Genomic DNA, 13,965 nt, shown 5'->3' with positions numbered 1-13,965 from the left:
TCGCTCAGGGTGCGCGCAGGCGCAGCCCTCGCGGTGTGGCGTGGAAGCCCACGGACTCCAGGAGCGGGCCCAGGGGCGAGGACAGGGCCGGGGAGCCGTTGACGCGCTCGACGGTGACGGTGCCCAGGGCGCCGGCGCGGGCCGCCTCGGCGAGGGCGGCCGCCGCCTCGCGCAGTCCGGGGTCGTCGCCGCTCGCGGTGTCGGTGCCCTCCTGCTGCGGCCAGGCCAGCAGGGTCTTGCCGCCGCGCTCCACATAGAGCGCCAGGGCGCCGTCGAGGAGCACGACCAGGGAGCCGGCCTTGCGGCCGGGCTTGTGGGCGGCCGCTTCGCCGGGCGGCTCGGGCCAGGGAAGGGCGGCGCCGTAGGCGTTGGCGGGATCGGCGGCGGCGAGCAGGACGGCGCGGCGGGCGGGTGGTGCGCTGGCGGGCCGGGCGTCCCAGGGGGCGACGGGCGCACCGCCGGACCGCTCACGGGCCGTGCCGGCGGCACGCAGCCGGTCGACGGCGCCGTCCATGGCGAACTGCGCGGCGCCCAGGCCCTCGACGACATAGCCGCGGCGGGCCTGCCCGCTCTCCTCGAAGGCGGAGAGCACGCGGTAGGCGGCGGAGAAGCCGCCCTCCACGCCTTCCGCGGCGACGGCGCCCCGGGTGACCACGCCGTGCCGGTCGAGGAGGGTCCGGGCCAGGGCGTGGGCCCGGTGGGTGGCGTCCGCCTCGCGCTGGGGCAGCAGCGACCAGCGGCCCGCGACCGTCGGGGGGCCACTGCGGGAGGCGGTGCTCCGGGCCGTCAGACCGGTCAGGCTCGGCCGGCCCGTGAAGGCGCCGTAACGGCCGCGCGGCACGGCCCGCTTGGCGCGATGGGCGGTGGAACCGGCCGTGCGGCCCGAGCCGAGGAGCGAGCGCAGCGGAGCGAGGGTGTCGTTGGTGAGCCGGCCCGACCAGGCGAGGTCCCAGACGGCCTCGGCGATCAGAACGTCGCTCGCCGCTGATTCGCCCATGGCCGGGTCGGCGGCGCGGACGCGGTCGGCGATCTGACGGAAGAACAGGCCGTAGCCGCCCGAAAGGGCCTCGAGCACGGCCTCGTGCAGGGGCGAGAGCTCCAGCGGGTGCGGCGCGGGCAGCAACAGGGGCGCCGCGTCGGCGAGCAGCAGCGAGACCCAGCCGTCCTTGCCGGGCAGCGCGCCGGCGCCGGCCCAGACGACTTCGCCGGAGGCGGTGAGCTCGTCGAGCATGGCGGGGGCGTAGTCCTTCACTCGGGCGGGGAGGACGAGCTTCTCCAGGGCGGAGGCGGGCACCGAGGCGCCCTGCAACTGCTCCACGGCACGCAGCAGTCCGTCGATGCCGCGCAGGCTGTGGGCGCCGATGTGCTGCCAGGCGGGGAGGAACGCGGCCAGGGTGGCGGGCGGAACCGGCTCCAGCTCGTGCCGCAGCGCGGCCAGGGAGCGGCGGCGCAGCCGGCGCAGGACGGTCGCGTCGCACCACTCCTGGCCGATGCCGGCGGGATGGAACTCGCCCTGGACGATGCGGCCGCCCGCCGTCAGCCGGTGCAGCGCGCCGTCGGTCACCGCGGTGCCGAGGCCGAGGCGGGCGGCGGCCTGGGCCGAGGTGAACGGGCCGTGAGTGCGGGCGAAGCGGGCCAGGAGGTCGCCGAGCGGGTCCTTGACGGGCTCGGTGAAGGCCTCGGGCACGCCCACGGGCAGGGCCGTGCCCAGGGCGTCGCGCAGCCGTCCGGCGTCCTCGACGGCCGCCCAGTGGTCCCGGCCCGCGATACGGACCCGGATGGCGCGGCGCGCCTCGGACAGCTCCTTCGCCCACTGCGCTTCGGCGCCGCGCTCGGCGAGCTCGGCGTCGGTCAGCGGGCCGAGGAGGCGCAGCAGGTCGGCGACGCCTTCGGCGTCCTTGACCCGGCGGTCCTCGGTCAGCCACTGCAGCTCGCGCTCCAGTTCGGTGAGGACTTCGGGGTCGAGCAGCTCGCGCAGCTCGGCCTGGCCCAGCAGCTCGGCCAGCAGCCGGGAGTCGAGGGAGAGCGCGGCGGCCCGGCGCTCGGCGAGCGGGGAGTCGCCCTCGTACAGGAACTGGGCGACATAACCGAAGAGCAGCGAGCGGGCGAACGGGGACGGCTCGGGCGTGGTCACCTCCACCAGCCGGACCCGGCGGGCCTCGACGTCCCCCATGAGCTCGGTCAGCCCGGGGACGTCGAAGACGTCCTGAAGGCATTCGCGCACCGCCTCGAGCACGATCGGGAACGAGCCGAACTCGCCCGCGACCTGCAGGAGCTGGGAGGCGCGCTGGCGCTGCTGCCACAGCGGGGTGCGCTTGCCGGGGTCGCGCCGCGGCAACAGCAGGGCGCGGGCGGCGCACTCCCGGAAGCGGGCGGCGAACAGGGCCGAGGAGCCCACCTGGTCGGTGACGATCCGGTCGACCTCGCCCTTGTCGAAGGTGACGTCGGCGGCCCCGACGGGGGACTGCTCGCCGTCGTACTCCGTGCCCTGCCGCGCGGGCTCGGTGTCGAGCAGCTCCAGGCCCATCAGGTCGGCGTCGGGCAGGCGCAGCACGATGCCGTCGTCGGCGTGCATCACCTGGGCGTCCATGCCGTACCGCTCGGAGAGCCGGGCGCCGAGGGCCAGCGCCCAGGGGGCGTGCACCTGGGCGCCGAAGGGGGAGTGGACGACGACCCGCCAGTCGCCCAGCTCGTCGCGGAAGCGCTCGACGACGATCGTCCGGTCGTCGGGCACATGGCCGCAGGCGCGGCGCTGTTCGTCCAGGTAGGACAGGACGTTGTCGGCCGCCCAGCGGTCGAGCCCGGCGGCGGTGAGCCGCTCGCGGGCCGCCTCGGGCGCCAGGCCGCCGATCTCGCGCAGGAACGCGCCCAGGGCCCGTCCCAGTTCGAGGGGGCGGCCGAGCTGGTCGCCCTTCCAGAACGGCAGCCGGCCGGGGGTGCCGGGGGCCGGGGTGACGAGGACGCGGTCGCGGGTGATGTCCTCGATCCGCCAGGACGTGGTGCCGAGGGTGAAGACGTCGCCGACCCGCGACTCGTAGACCATCTCCTCGTCGAGCTCGCCGACCCGGCCGCCGCCCTTCTTGGGGTCGGCGCCGGCCAGGAAGACGCCGAAGAGGCCGCGGTCGGGGATGGTGCCGCCGGAGGTGACGGCGAGCCGCTGCGCTCCCGGGCGCCCCGAGAGCGTGCCGGCCGTGCGGTCCCAGACCAGGCGCGGCCGCAACTCCGCGAAGGCGTCGGAGGGGTAGCGGCCGGCGAGCATGTCGAGGACGCCGGAGTAGGCGGACTCCGGCAGCGCCGCGAAGGGCGCCGCGCGCCGCACCACGGCCAGCAGCTCCTCCACGTCCCAGGTGTCCATGGACACCATGGCGACGATCTGCTGGGCGAGCACGTCCAGCGGATTGGCCGGCACGCGCAGCGACTCGATGGCGCCCTGCCGCATGCGTTCCGTCACGACGGCCGCCTGGACCAGGTCGCCCCGGTACTTGGGGAAGACGACGCCGGTCGAGACGGCGCCGACCTGGTGTCCGGCGCGGCCCACCCGCTGCAGCCCGGAGGCGACCGACGGCGGTGACTCGACCTGGACGACCAGATCGACGGCGCCCATGTCGATGCCCAGCTCCAGGCTGGAGGTGGCGACGACGGCCGGCAGCCGGCCCGCCTTGAGGTCCTCCTCCACCAGGGCCCGCTGCTCCTTGGAGACCGAGCCGTGGTGCGCCCGGGCGATGACCGGGGGCGCGCCCTTGGCCGGGCCGGAGCCGCCCATCAGCTCGGCGGGGGAATGGTGCTCGGGCAGGGGCTCGCCCGTGGCCCGCTCGTAGGCGATCTCGTTGAGGCGGTTGCACAGCCGCTCGGCGAGACGGCGCGAATTGGCGAAGACGATCGTGGAGCGGTGGGACTGGACGAGATCGGCGATGCGCTCCTCGACGTGCGGCCAGATCGACGGCCTCTCCTTGCCGTCGCCGCCCTCCTGCACCGGTGAGCCGCCGAGCTCGCCCAGGTCCTCGACCGGCACGACGACCGACAGGTCGAACTCCTTGCCGGACGACGGCTGGACGATCTCCACCTTGCGCTGGGGCGAGAGGTACCGCGCCACCTCGTCCACCGGCCGCACCGTCGCGGACAGGCCGATGCGCCGGGCGGGGCGGGCGAGGAGGGTGTCGAGGCGCTCCAGGGACAGGGCCAGGTGGGCGCCGCGCTTGGTCCCGGCGACGGCGTGCACCTCGTCCAGGATCACGGTCTCCACGCCCGTGAGCGCCTCCCGCGCGGCGGAGGTCAGCATCAGGAACAGCGACTCGGGAGTGGTGATCAGAATGTCCGGCGGGCGGGTGACCAGCGCGCGGCGCTCGGCGGCGGGCGTGTCACCGGACCGGATGCCGACGCGGATCTCCGGCTCGGGCAGTCCCAGCCGCACCGACTCCTGGCGGATGCCGGTGAGGGGGCTGCGCAGGTTGCGCTCGACGTCCACGGCCAGGGCCTTGAGCGGCGAGACGTACAGCACCCGGCAGCGCTTGGCGCGCTCGGTGGGCGGTGGGGAGCTGGCCAGGCGGTCCAGGGAGGCGAGGAAGGCGGCCAGCGTCTTGCCGGAGCCCGTCGGGGCGACGACCAGCACGTCCGAGCCCTCGTCGATGGCCCGCCAGGCTCCCGTCTGGGCCGCCGTGGGCGCGGTGAAGGCCCCCGTGAACCAGGCGCGGGTCGCGGGGGAGAACGTGGCGAGGGCCGGGGCCGGATCCCCCGCCGTCGCAGCTGCCGTGTCGTCCGCCATGCCCCCCATCGTGCACCGCACCACTGACAATGCCCCGGACGGGCAGGTCAGCGGCGGTTTTCAGGGGTGCCGGGAGGGCTGGTCGGCGTGGCCGTAGGCCCGCAGCGTCAGCAGGGCGTCGATGGTCACCATGGGCCGGCACTCCAGCACCGTCCCCGGCGCCCAGGCCCGCCAGCGGATCGGCCAGCCCCCGTCCTCCTCCTGCGCGGCGGCGAGGAACTCCAGCGACCTGGCCAGCTCGGCGTCGGTGAACCAGGGCCGGGCCAGGGAGCCGGGGGTCCGGGCGAAGTCGTGCGGGAAGTGGTGCTCGCCCGGTGCGTACCCCTCCGGCACCGGCTGGTCGGCCGCCCGCGCCGGGTCCAAGAGGGCCAGCCGCTGCTCCCGCACCGTCCGCCCGAGCCGCTCGGCCGCAGCCTCGGCACGCCGCCGGTCCGGGACCCCGTCGAGAAAGGCGACGGCCGCCTCGACCTCGTACGGATGCGTGCGCGCACCCGCGCCGAGTGCGTCGACCGCGGCCCAGCAGAAGTCGGTGGCCCGGAACAGCCACGCGTGCCACACCTCGTTGCGGTGCAGCAGCCCCACCACGGGCCCGGTCGCCAGAAGGTCGCTCGGCGGATCGTCGACGACCGGAATCCAGGGGGCCGCCGGATAGCCGCGCAGCGAGGGGTGGAGCGCGGGCAGCGCGCCGTCCGGCGTGGAGACCGCCGTCAGATAGCGGCACAACCGCTCCACACGGCGGTCGCGGCAGCGGCCGATCTCGTCCAGCACGCGCAGCGCGTGCGCGGTGTGCAGCGGCTGGCTGACGGGCCCGCGCAGATCCGGCTCCAGGGCGTGTCCGAAGCCTCCGTCGTCGCCCTCGTACGCGGTCAGGGCCGCCTCGACGGCGTCAGCGCCGCCACCGAGGAAGTGGTAGGCGAATCTGCGCTGCTCCAGGACGCGGGCGGTGAGCCAGACGAAGTGTTCGGCGCGGGCGACAGCGGATGCTCCGGATGGGGCCATGGACAAGACCGTAGGGTGCGAAGCGGCCCCGGTCAGCGGCTCGTGCGCGGCTGCACTCTCAGGGGCGGGATACTTGGACCATGCGGTTGACGGTCTTCTGGCAGCGGATGGCGGACTATTTCGGCGCGGTGTACGCCGACTCCTTCGCGCGCGATCATGTGATGTCCGAACTCGGCGGAAGGACCGTGCACCAGGCGCTGGACGCCGGCTGGAACGCCAAGGACGTCTGGCGAGGGGTGTGCAGGGCGATGGAGATCCCCGAAGACAGGCGCTGAGGGGCGCCGACGAGCACCCACGGACCGTCCGGCCGGATGTCGCCGGACGGTCCGTTACTCATTTCGTCCTATAGGCAACACTTGGTCCGTGGCAGCGACAGACGACTCCGCCCCGGACAGCCCCCGCCCGCCCCGGCCCGACGACGGCTCGCGCATGCCGCGCTGGCTACCCCGGGCCGTGGTGGTCACGCTCGCCCTGGTCGCCTGCTTCCAGCTGGCCAGCTGGGCGTTCCACCAGCTGATCGGCCTCTTCGTCAACATCCTCATCGCGTTCTTCCTCGCGCTCGCCATCGAGCCGGCCGTGGACCGGATGGCCGCGCGCGGCGTGCGCCGGGGGATCGGGACGGCTGTGATGTTCCTGGGGGTGACCGTCGCCTTCGTGGGCTTCTTCACCCTCCTGGGATCTATGCTCGCCGGGCAGATCCAGACCATGGTGGAGAACTTCCCCTCCTACCTGGACTCGGTGATCCGCTGGAGCAACCGGACGTTCGGCACCAAGCTGTCCCGGCTCGAGATCCAGGAAAGCGTCCTGCACTCGGACTGGCTGCAGAAGTACGTGCGCAACAGCGCCGGCGGAGTGCTGGACGTCTCGGCCACCGTCCTCGGAGGCCTCTTCCGGCTGCTGACCGTGGTGCTCTTCTCGTTCTACTTCGCGGCCGACGGCCCCCGGCTGCGCCGCACCCTGTGCTCCCTGCTGCCGCCGAACCGCCAGACCGAGGTGCTGCGGGCCTGGGAGATCGCGGTCGCCAAGACCGGCGGGTACATCTACTCGCGCGCCCTGATGGCGCTGATCTCCGGTGTGGCGCACTACGTCCTGCTGGAGATCCTGGGCGTGCCCTACGCCCCGGCCCTCGCCGTCTGGGTGGGCCTGGTCTCGCAGTTCATCCCGACCATCGGCACCTACCTCGCGGGCGCCCTGCCGATCCTGCTCGCCTTCACCGTGAATCCCTGGTACGCGGTGTGGGTGTTCGGCTTCGTCGTGGTCTACCAGCAGTTCGAGAACTACGTGCTGCAGCCGCGCATCACCGCCAGGACCGTCGACATCCACCCCGCCGTCGCCTTCGGCTCGGTGGTCGCGGGCACCGCGCTGCTCGGTGCGGTGGGGGCCCTGATCGCCATCCCCGCGGTCGCGACGCTGCAGGCGTTCCTGAGCGTGTACGTGAAGCGGTACGAGGTCTCCACGGGCGCCGGCGAGCCGCCCGGCCCCGGCCGGCGGGCGCCGGGGGGCCGTCGTCCCTCGCTGTTCGCCCGGCTGGCGAGGGCCCTGCGCAGGCGCTGACCGGGGCGGCTGATCCGGGCGGCCGGGGGCCGCCGCGCGGGCGGAGTGGCGCGCTTGACAGCAAAATCGAACATCCATTCTTATGGGTGTCCCGGGCCCACGGAGCCGAGTTATCCACAGGCCGGGGCGACGCCCGGGCGCATTGTCAGTGGCAGGCGTTAGCGTCGTGGACGTGAAGCGATCGACTCAAGCAAACCGGGTGGAACCCATGGCAGGCACCGACCGCGAGAAGGCGCTGGACGCCGCGCTCGCACAGATTGAACGGCAATTCGGCAAGGGCGCCGTGATGCGCCTGGGCGACCGGCCGAACGAGCCGATTGAGGTCATCCCCACCGGGTCGACCGCTCTCGACGTCGCCCTCGGCGTCGGCGGACTGCCGCGCGGCCGCGTGGTGGAGGTCTACGGACCGGAGTCCTCCGGTAAGACCACCCTCACCCTGCACGCCGTGGCCAACGCGCAGAAGGCGGGCGGCACCGTCGCCTTCGTCGACGCCGAGCACGCCCTCGACCCCGAGTACGCCCGTGCCCTGGGCGTCGACACCGACAACCTCATCCTTTCCCAGCCGGACACCGGCGAGCAGGCGCTGGAGATCGTGGACATGCTGGTCCGCTCCGGTGCCCTCGACCTGATCGTCATCGACTCCGTCGCCGCCCTGGTGCCGCGCGCGGAGATCGAGGGCGAGATGGGCGACTCGCACGTCGGTCTCCAGGCCCGCCTGATGAGCCAGGCGCTGCGCAAGATCACCAGCGCGCTCAACCAGTCCAAGACCACCGCGATCTTCATCAACCAGCTCCGCGAGAAGATCGGCGTCATGTTCGGCTCCCCGGAGACGACGACCGGTGGCCGGGCCCTGAAGTTCTACGCCTCGGTGCGTCTGGACATCCGCCGCATCGAGACCCTCAAGGACGGCACGGAGGCGGTCGGCAACCGCACCCGCGTGAAGGTCGTGAAGAACAAGGTCTCGCCGCCCTTCAAGCAGGCCGAGTTCGACATCCTCTACGGCCAGGGCATCAGCCGCGAGGGCGGCCTGATCGACATGGGCGTGGAGCACGGCTTCATCCGCAAGGCCGGTGCCTGGTACACCTACGAGGGCGACCAGCTCGGCCAGGGCAAGGAGAACGCCCGCAACTTCCTCAAGGACAACCCCGACCTCGCCAACGAGATCGAGAAGAAGATCAAGGACAAGCTGGGCGTGGGCGTCAAGCCCGAGTCCCCGGCCGGTGAGCCCGGTGCGGACGCCGCGGCCGCCTCCGGCGAGCCGGCCAAGTCCGTGCCCGCGCCGGCGGCCAAGTCCACGGGGAAGGCGGCCAAGGCCGCGGCCAAGAGCTAGCGATGACACGGCGAAGCGAGTGGCCCGAGCCCGGCGAGCCGCACGCGGGCGACCGTACGGGCGGTGGCGCCCCCTCCCCGTCGAGGGCCGGGGGCGGAGCGCCACCGTCACCGGAGGAGCAGGCGCGGGCGATCTGCCTGCGCCTGCTCACCGGATCCCCGCGCACCCGCAAACAGCTCGCCGACGCGCTGGCCAAGCGGGGCATAGCGGACGAGGTCGCGGCGGAGGTGCTGTCGCGGTTCGAGGACGTGGGCCTGATCGACGACGGGGCGTTCGCCGACGCCTGGGTGGAGTCCCGGCACCGCGGCAGGGGGCTGGCCCGCCGTGCCCTGGCGCGCGAGCTGCGCACCAAGGGCGTGGACGCGGAGCTGATCGACGAGGCCGTCGGCCGGCTCGACGCGGAGCAGGAGGAACGCACGGCCCGCGAGCTGGTCGAGCGCAAGCTGCGCTCGACCCGTGGCCTGGACCGGGAGAAGCGGCTGCGCCGCCTCGCCGGGATGCTGGCCCGCAAGGGCTACTCCGAGGGCCTTGCCCTGCGCGTGGTGCGCCGCGCGCTGGAGGAGGAGGGCGACGACCCCGAACTGCTCGACGCCTATCTGCCCGAGGCCTAGCACCGGGCGGACGCCCACGCGGACGCCGAGGGAGAGACGGGTGAAGCGGGGAGCCGCCGGGCCTCAGGTCCGCACCGGCAGCCCCGCCGCCCGCCAGGCCTGGAAGCCGCCCACCAGGTCCGTCGCGCGGTCCAGCCCCAGCTGTCGCAGGGACGCCGCCGCCAGCGACGACGCATAGCCCTCGTCGCAGATCACGACCACCCGCAGGTCATGGCCGGTGGCCTGTGCCGCGCGATGGTCGCAGGCCGGGTCCAGGCGCCATTCCAGCTCGTTGCGCTCCACCACGAGCGCCCCCGGGATCGTCCCGTCGCGCTCCCGCAGCGCCGCGTAGCGAATGTCGACCAGCAGCCCGCCGGAGGCCTGGACGTCGGCCGCCTCGGCGGGGCCGAGCCGGTCGAGGCCCGCACGGGCGGCGGCCAGCAGCTCCTCGACCCTCATGCCCACTCCTGCGGCCACTCGACCTGCTCCAACCGCAGCACCAGGCCGCTTCGGCTGTAGCGCCGCATCATCGGCAGCGGCGGGTAGTAGGCGTGCACGGACACCGCGTGCCGCTCCGGCGAGCCGTTGAAGACCTGGTGCACATGGTGCGGACCAAAGGCGCGGCCGGCACCGTCCGTCAGCTGCCGTTCGCGGTCGATGCCGTCCGCCAGCTCCAGCAGCGTCCAGCCCTCGGTGGGCAGCCGTGCGGCGAGCGACTGCTCGGTGAGGTGGCCGGCGGCCGCGGCGAAGGCACCGTGCGAGCCGCCGTGGTCGTGCCAGCCGGTGCCACTGCCCGGCGGCCAGCTGATCAGCCATGCCTCACTGCCGCTCGGTCCCTCCAGCCGGATCCAGGTGCGGCCCTGCGGATCGAGGGGGAGCGAGCCGACGAGCCGGTCGTCGGCCGCCGTCCGGCGGACGAAGTCGAGGAGATCGGCCTCCGAAGGAGCGCCCGGAGCGCCGGGAGCGGCGGACGCCGCGGCTGGGACGACGGAAGAAGGGGCGGAGGCATGCACGGGGGAAGACACGGAGGACCGTCCTGAGTGATCGCGAAGGAGCGCGCGGGGCGTTCGACGCACGGCCGCGCGGTGAAGGAAGCGGATCAACAGGACGGACGACAGACGCAGCCCGCATAGCGGAGGAGGTCCAGATGGACCCTCCGCCAGAAACGAGCGCCGCTGTCAGTCACGCTCGGAGTGAACCATGACGATCCGGGCCGGTCAACGGTTGGCCGTAGCCTCACTGTTGGCGGTCCGGGGGTGTCCCTCGCCCTCCGCAGCCGTGGCCGTGGCCGCCGTCGCCCCGCCCCGCGCCGCGTCCGCGCAGGCGTACAGCTCCGCCGGCCGCACCCCCGCGAGGGCCGCCACCAGATGACCGTCCGGTCGCACCACCAGCACCGTGTGGGCGTCCGCCCCCGGGTACCCCTCCGTCACCAGGAGCTCCGCCCGCATGGGCAGCGCCGAGACGGCGGCCGCCAGCCGGGGCATGAGCCCGGCGCCCAGCCAGTGCCGCCGCTCCCACACGCCCGTACCCGGCGCGACGAGCACCACCAGCAGCTCACCGCCCAGCCGGTCGCGCAGCCGTGTCTCCGACCCGTCCGGCGCGGTCACCGGCACATCGACGACCGGCGCTCCCACCGCCGTGCCCACCAGGACCGAACCGGCGGGCGGCGCGGCCGGCGCCAGGGGCGTACGGGAGTGGACGTACGGCGCGCTCAGCAGCCCGCGCCCCAAGTGGCCATCGGTCAGCAGCAGGTCGTGGCCGCGCGCCGCGCCCGGCAGCACGGTGCGCCGGACCGTGCGCCAGCCACCCTCCCCGCGCACGGTCGGCAGGGTCCGGTCGGCGGCGCGCAGCCGGGCCGCGACCGCCTCCCGCCGCTCGGCCTGATAGCTGTCGAGCAGTACGTCCGAGGCACCGTGGTGCCAGGCCAGGGCGAGCTTCCAGGCGAGGTTCTCCGCGTCCCGCAGCCCCTCGTCGAGAGCCTGCGTGCCCAGCGCCCCGAGCAGATGGGCGGCATCCCCGGCGAGGAAGGCGCGACCGCTGCGCCAGCGGCGCGCGAGGCGGTGGTGCACGGCGTGCACACCGGTGTCCAGCAGGTCGTACGCCGGTACCTCCCCGCACCACAGGGACAGCGCGTCGCGCACCCGCGCGAGGAGGGCGTCGGGGGTGACCAGCTGGCCGTCGGGCGGCAGCAGCCAGTCGAGCCGCCACACCCCGTCCGGAAGCGGACGGGCCGTCACCTCACCGCCGCGCGGCGGCGACCGGTGCAGCAGGGCTTCGCCCGGCCACGGCAGTTCGGTGCGCAGCGCGGCGACCGCGTACCGTTCGACGGCCGTACGGCCGGGGAAGCGCGCGCCCAGCAGTTTGCGCACGACGGAGCGGGCGCCGTCGCAGCCGACCAGGTAACTCGCGCGCCAGACCGTGCCGTTGTCGCCGCTGGTGTGCGCGGTGACGCCGGAGGAGTCCTGCTTCAGGACGGTCAGCCGGCTGTCCTGGATGATCCGGACGTCCGCCTCGTCGCCGAGCGCGGCACGCAGCTCCCGGGTCAGGGCGTGCTGGGGCAGATGGAGGGGAGACGGTTCTGCTCCCGTGACGCCGGAGTCCCCCTCGGTCCCGGGCTCCTCCAGCGCCCCTGGCTCCTCTTCCTCCTCGGCCTTCACGCTGCCGGGCGGTGCGGCGAAGCGGACCCGTGCCACCTCGGCGCGGCGTCGCATCGTGCGCCAGCCCGTCCACCGGGTGCCCTCGGTCGTGGCGCACCCCAGCCGCTCCAGCAGGGCGGCGGTCTCCGGCCGCAGCACCGCCGTGCGCGCCAGGCGGCGGTCCTCCTGCCCCAGGCTCTCGGGCGGCGCCTCGTCCAGAACGGTGACCGGCACCTCGTACCGGGCCAGGGCCAGGGCCAGGGTGAGCCCGACCGGGCCGGCCCCGACGACGATCACCGGGTCCACGGCACGGCTCCCCCGTCCCCGGGGCGGACGGCGGCGGACGCCTCGCGCGCGTGGTGCTTACGGGACGTACGGGGACTGGCAGGGGGAAAATGCGCGATCACAGAACGTATGCAACCCATTGCCGGTGCTTGCGTCAAGCGATCAGCGGCCTCGCCACGGCGCGCCGGACGCGTGCGCCCCGCCGGCCCTGGGGGCCGACGGGGCGTCATGCACGGCGGTGGCGGCGGGCCTTGGCTCAGCTCGCGCCGGCGGCTCCGGGGCCCGCTCCGTGCGCCGGGTCGCCCGTGAGCACCGCGGTGGTGTCCATCGGGGGAGGGGTGCCCTTGCGCGAGCGCTTCGTGCGCCGTTCGACCCACGTGGCGAGCGAGGACAGCGCCAGGCACAGCAGGATGTAGATCGAACCGAAGACGATCACCATCGGAATGAAGGCGTAGACGCCGTTCACGGGCGGGGTCTGCTGGGCGAACGCCTTGCCGACGAACAGCAGTTCCTCGTACAGGATGATGAATCCGAGCGAGGTGTCCTTCAGGGTCACCACGAGCTGGCTGATGATCGACGGCAGCATCGACCGGACCGCCTGCGGCACGAGGACGTTCGTCATCACCTGCGTCTTGCGCAGTCCGATGGCGTACGCCGCCTCGCTCTGCCCCTTGGGCACGGCCTTGATGCCGGAGCGGAAGATCTCCGCCTGCACCGAGCCGTTGTAAAGCGTCAGGCCGATCACCAGCGCCCACATGGGGTCGGAGGTGAACACCGCCGCGTACAGCAGGAAGATCATGATGAGCAGCGGCATGGCCCGGAAGAACTCCACGGCCACCGTGGCCACCCACCGCACGGGCTTGTGGTCGGAGAGCCTGGCCGTGGCCAGCACCGTGCCCAGCACCAGGGAGAGGACCGCCGCGATGGCGAAGGTCTTCAGCGTCGTCAGCAGGCCGTCGACGATCCGCTGCTGGGTGTCCGCGTATTCGTAGTCGTCCCACAGCCCGGCCTGGAACTGGCCGGTGTCGTCCAGCTTGTAGACGATGAAGGCGAGCAGGCCGACGATGGCGGCTATGGAGAGGACGCCGTAGACCCGGTTGCGGTTCCGTGCCCGGGGGCCGGGGACGTCGTAGAGGACGCTGCCACTCATCGGGCCACCGCCAGACGGTTCTCCAGCAGCCGGAAGAGGCCGCTGATCGTGAACGTGATGATGATGTAGCAGACCGCGATCCACAGGAAGATCACGTAAATGTCGTAGCCCGACGCCGCGTTGAGGGTCTTCTGCACCGAACCGAGCTCGGTGACGTTGAAGCCCGAGGCGATCGCCGTGTTCTTGGCCAGCGCGATCATCAGGCTGCCGATGGGCGGTATCGCCGTCCGGGCGGCCTGCGGCAGGATTATCTGGCCCAGGGTCTGGTTGAAGGTCATCCCGATGGAGCGGGCCGCCTCCGCCTGGCCCACCGGCACGGTGTTGATGCCGGACCTGATGGCCTCGCAGATGAACGCCGAGGTGTAGCACCCCAGGGCCATCACGGCGAGCCAGAAGGAGTCCCAGCCCTTCAGGCCGAGCGCCGGCAGCCCCAGCGTGACGGCCAGGAACAGCAGCACCAGCGGGGTGTTGCGGAGCAGCGTCACCCATGCGGTGCCGAAGGCGCGCAGCGCGGGCACCGGAGAGACGCGGAACGCCGCGACGAGGGTGCCCAGCACCAGGGCGAGCAGCGCGCTGAGCGCCGTCAGTTCGACGGTGCCGAGGAAACCTTCGCGGAACATCGCGAAGTTGTCCGACAGAACGTTCAAGTCATTTCTCCG

11 protein-coding genes are annotated in these 13,965 nt (G+C 73.5%); 4 read left to right on the top strand and 7 right to left on the bottom strand.

Annotated features, from left to right (window positions below):
• Positions 1-4: 4 nt before the first annotated feature.
• Both ACIGXW_RS18900 and ACIGXW_RS18895 read right to left on the bottom strand, forming a co-directional pair.
• Positions 5-4,762 carry an ATP-dependent helicase gene (locus ACIGXW_RS18900; RefSeq protein ID WP_399574010.1) on the bottom strand — a complete coding sequence of 1,586 codons (4,758 nt, stop codon included), beginning with the start codon at positions 4,760-4,762 and terminating at the stop codon, positions 5-7.
• Between the two features lie 60 nt (positions 4,763-4,822).
• Positions 4,823-5,761: a hypothetical protein gene (locus ACIGXW_RS18895; protein ID WP_399574008.1), complete on the bottom strand. Its 939-nt coding sequence runs from the start codon at positions 5,759-5,761 to the stop codon at positions 4,823-4,825.
• 80 nt (positions 5,762-5,841) lie between these two features.
• Here ACIGXW_RS18895 and ACIGXW_RS18890 point away from each other — a divergent pair, with 80 nt between their 5' ends.
• The 4 genes from ACIGXW_RS18890 (at position 5,842) to recX (ending at position 9,256) form a co-directional block, all read left to right on the top strand.
• Entirely contained in the window at positions 5,842-6,036 is a 195-nt protein-coding gene (locus tag ACIGXW_RS18890) for a DUF3046 domain-containing protein (RefSeq protein ID WP_071965189.1), read from the top strand.
• A 154-nt stretch (positions 6,037-6,190) separates the two neighbouring features.
• On the top strand, positions 6,191-7,315 hold the full coding sequence (locus ACIGXW_RS18885; protein ID WP_399574071.1) for an AI-2E family transporter: 1,125 nt from the start codon (positions 6,191-6,193) through the stop codon (positions 7,313-7,315).
• A 208-nt stretch (positions 7,316-7,523) separates the two neighbouring features.
• A complete protein-coding gene (recA, locus tag ACIGXW_RS18880; RefSeq protein ID WP_071965187.1) occupies positions 7,524-8,645 on the top strand; it encodes a recombinase RecA in 1,122 nt (373 codons plus the stop codon).
• A gap of 2 nt (positions 8,646-8,647) precedes the next feature.
• Positions 8,648-9,256, top strand: coding sequence for a recombination regulator RecX (gene recX, locus ACIGXW_RS18875; protein WP_399574006.1), 609 nt, complete (start codon positions 8,648-8,650; stop codon positions 9,254-9,256).
• A gap of 63 nt (positions 9,257-9,319) precedes the next feature.
• On the opposite strand, the gene ACIGXW_RS18870 is transcribed toward recX, so the two are convergent.
• The 5 genes from ACIGXW_RS18870 to ACIGXW_RS18850 form a co-directional block, all read right to left on the bottom strand.
• Positions 9,320-9,694 carry a rhodanese-like domain-containing protein gene (locus ACIGXW_RS18870; protein ID WP_360910810.1) on the bottom strand — a complete coding sequence of 125 codons (375 nt, stop codon included), beginning with the start codon at positions 9,692-9,694 and terminating at the stop codon, positions 9,320-9,322.
• Complete coding sequence (locus ACIGXW_RS18865; protein ID WP_399574004.1) at positions 9,691-10,260, bottom strand: cysteine dioxygenase; 570 nt, start codon at positions 10,258-10,260, stop codon at positions 9,691-9,693. The genes ACIGXW_RS18870 and ACIGXW_RS18865 overlap by 4 nt, the downstream gene beginning before the upstream one ends.
• A gap of 192 nt (positions 10,261-10,452) precedes the next feature.
• On the bottom strand, positions 10,453-12,177 hold the full coding sequence (locus ACIGXW_RS18860) for an FAD-dependent monooxygenase (protein WP_399574001.1): 1,725 nt from the start codon (positions 12,175-12,177) through the stop codon (positions 10,453-10,455).
• A gap of 235 nt (positions 12,178-12,412) precedes the next feature.
• Entirely contained in the window at positions 12,413-13,306 is an 894-nt protein-coding gene (locus tag ACIGXW_RS18855; RefSeq protein ID WP_399573999.1) for an amino acid ABC transporter permease, read from the bottom strand.
• The gene (locus ACIGXW_RS18850) at positions 13,303-13,953 is read right to left on the bottom strand and encodes an amino acid ABC transporter permease (protein WP_071963012.1); all 651 of its coding nucleotides are present in this window, start codon (positions 13,951-13,953) and stop codon (positions 13,303-13,305) included. The genes ACIGXW_RS18855 and ACIGXW_RS18850 overlap by 4 nt, the downstream gene beginning before the upstream one ends.
• Positions 13,954-13,965 lie beyond the last annotated feature (12 nt).

This window comes from Streptomyces sp. NPDC053079 (assembly GCF_044546695.1).
GTDB lineage: Bacteria > Actinomycetota > Actinomycetes > Streptomycetales > Streptomycetaceae > Streptomyces.
Note: the sequence above shows the minus strand (reverse complement) of the source record. Positions and strands in the feature narration are given on the sequence as shown.

What these genes read in the sequence shown, in the direction of transcription:
- ACIGXW_RS18900 (WP_399574010.1), bottom strand. Translation starts at nt 4,762, where the DNA reads ATGGCGGACGACACGGCAGCTGCGACGGCGGGGGATCCGGCCCCGGCC.
- ACIGXW_RS18895 (WP_399574008.1), bottom strand. Translation starts at nt 5,761, where the DNA reads ATGGCCCCATCCGGAGCATCCGCTGTCGCCCGCGCCGAACACTTCGTC.
- ACIGXW_RS18890 (WP_071965189.1), top strand. Translation starts at nt 5,842, where the DNA reads ATGCGGTTGACGGTCTTCTGGCAGCGGATGGCGGACTATTTCGGCGCG.
- ACIGXW_RS18885 (WP_399574071.1), top strand. Translation starts at nt 6,191, where the DNA reads ATGCCGCGCTGGCTACCCCGGGCCGTGGTGGTCACGCTCGCCCTGGTC.
- recA (WP_071965187.1), top strand. Translation starts at nt 7,524, where the DNA reads ATGGCAGGCACCGACCGCGAGAAGGCGCTGGACGCCGCGCTCGCACAG.
- recX (WP_399574006.1), top strand. Translation starts at nt 8,648, where the DNA reads ATGACACGGCGAAGCGAGTGGCCCGAGCCCGGCGAGCCGCACGCGGGC.
- ACIGXW_RS18870 (WP_360910810.1), bottom strand. Translation starts at nt 9,694, where the DNA reads ATGAGGGTCGAGGAGCTGCTGGCCGCCGCCCGTGCGGGCCTCGACCGG.
- ACIGXW_RS18855 (WP_399573999.1), bottom strand. Translation starts at nt 13,306, where the DNA reads ATGAGTGGCAGCGTCCTCTACGACGTCCCCGGCCCCCGGGCACGGAAC.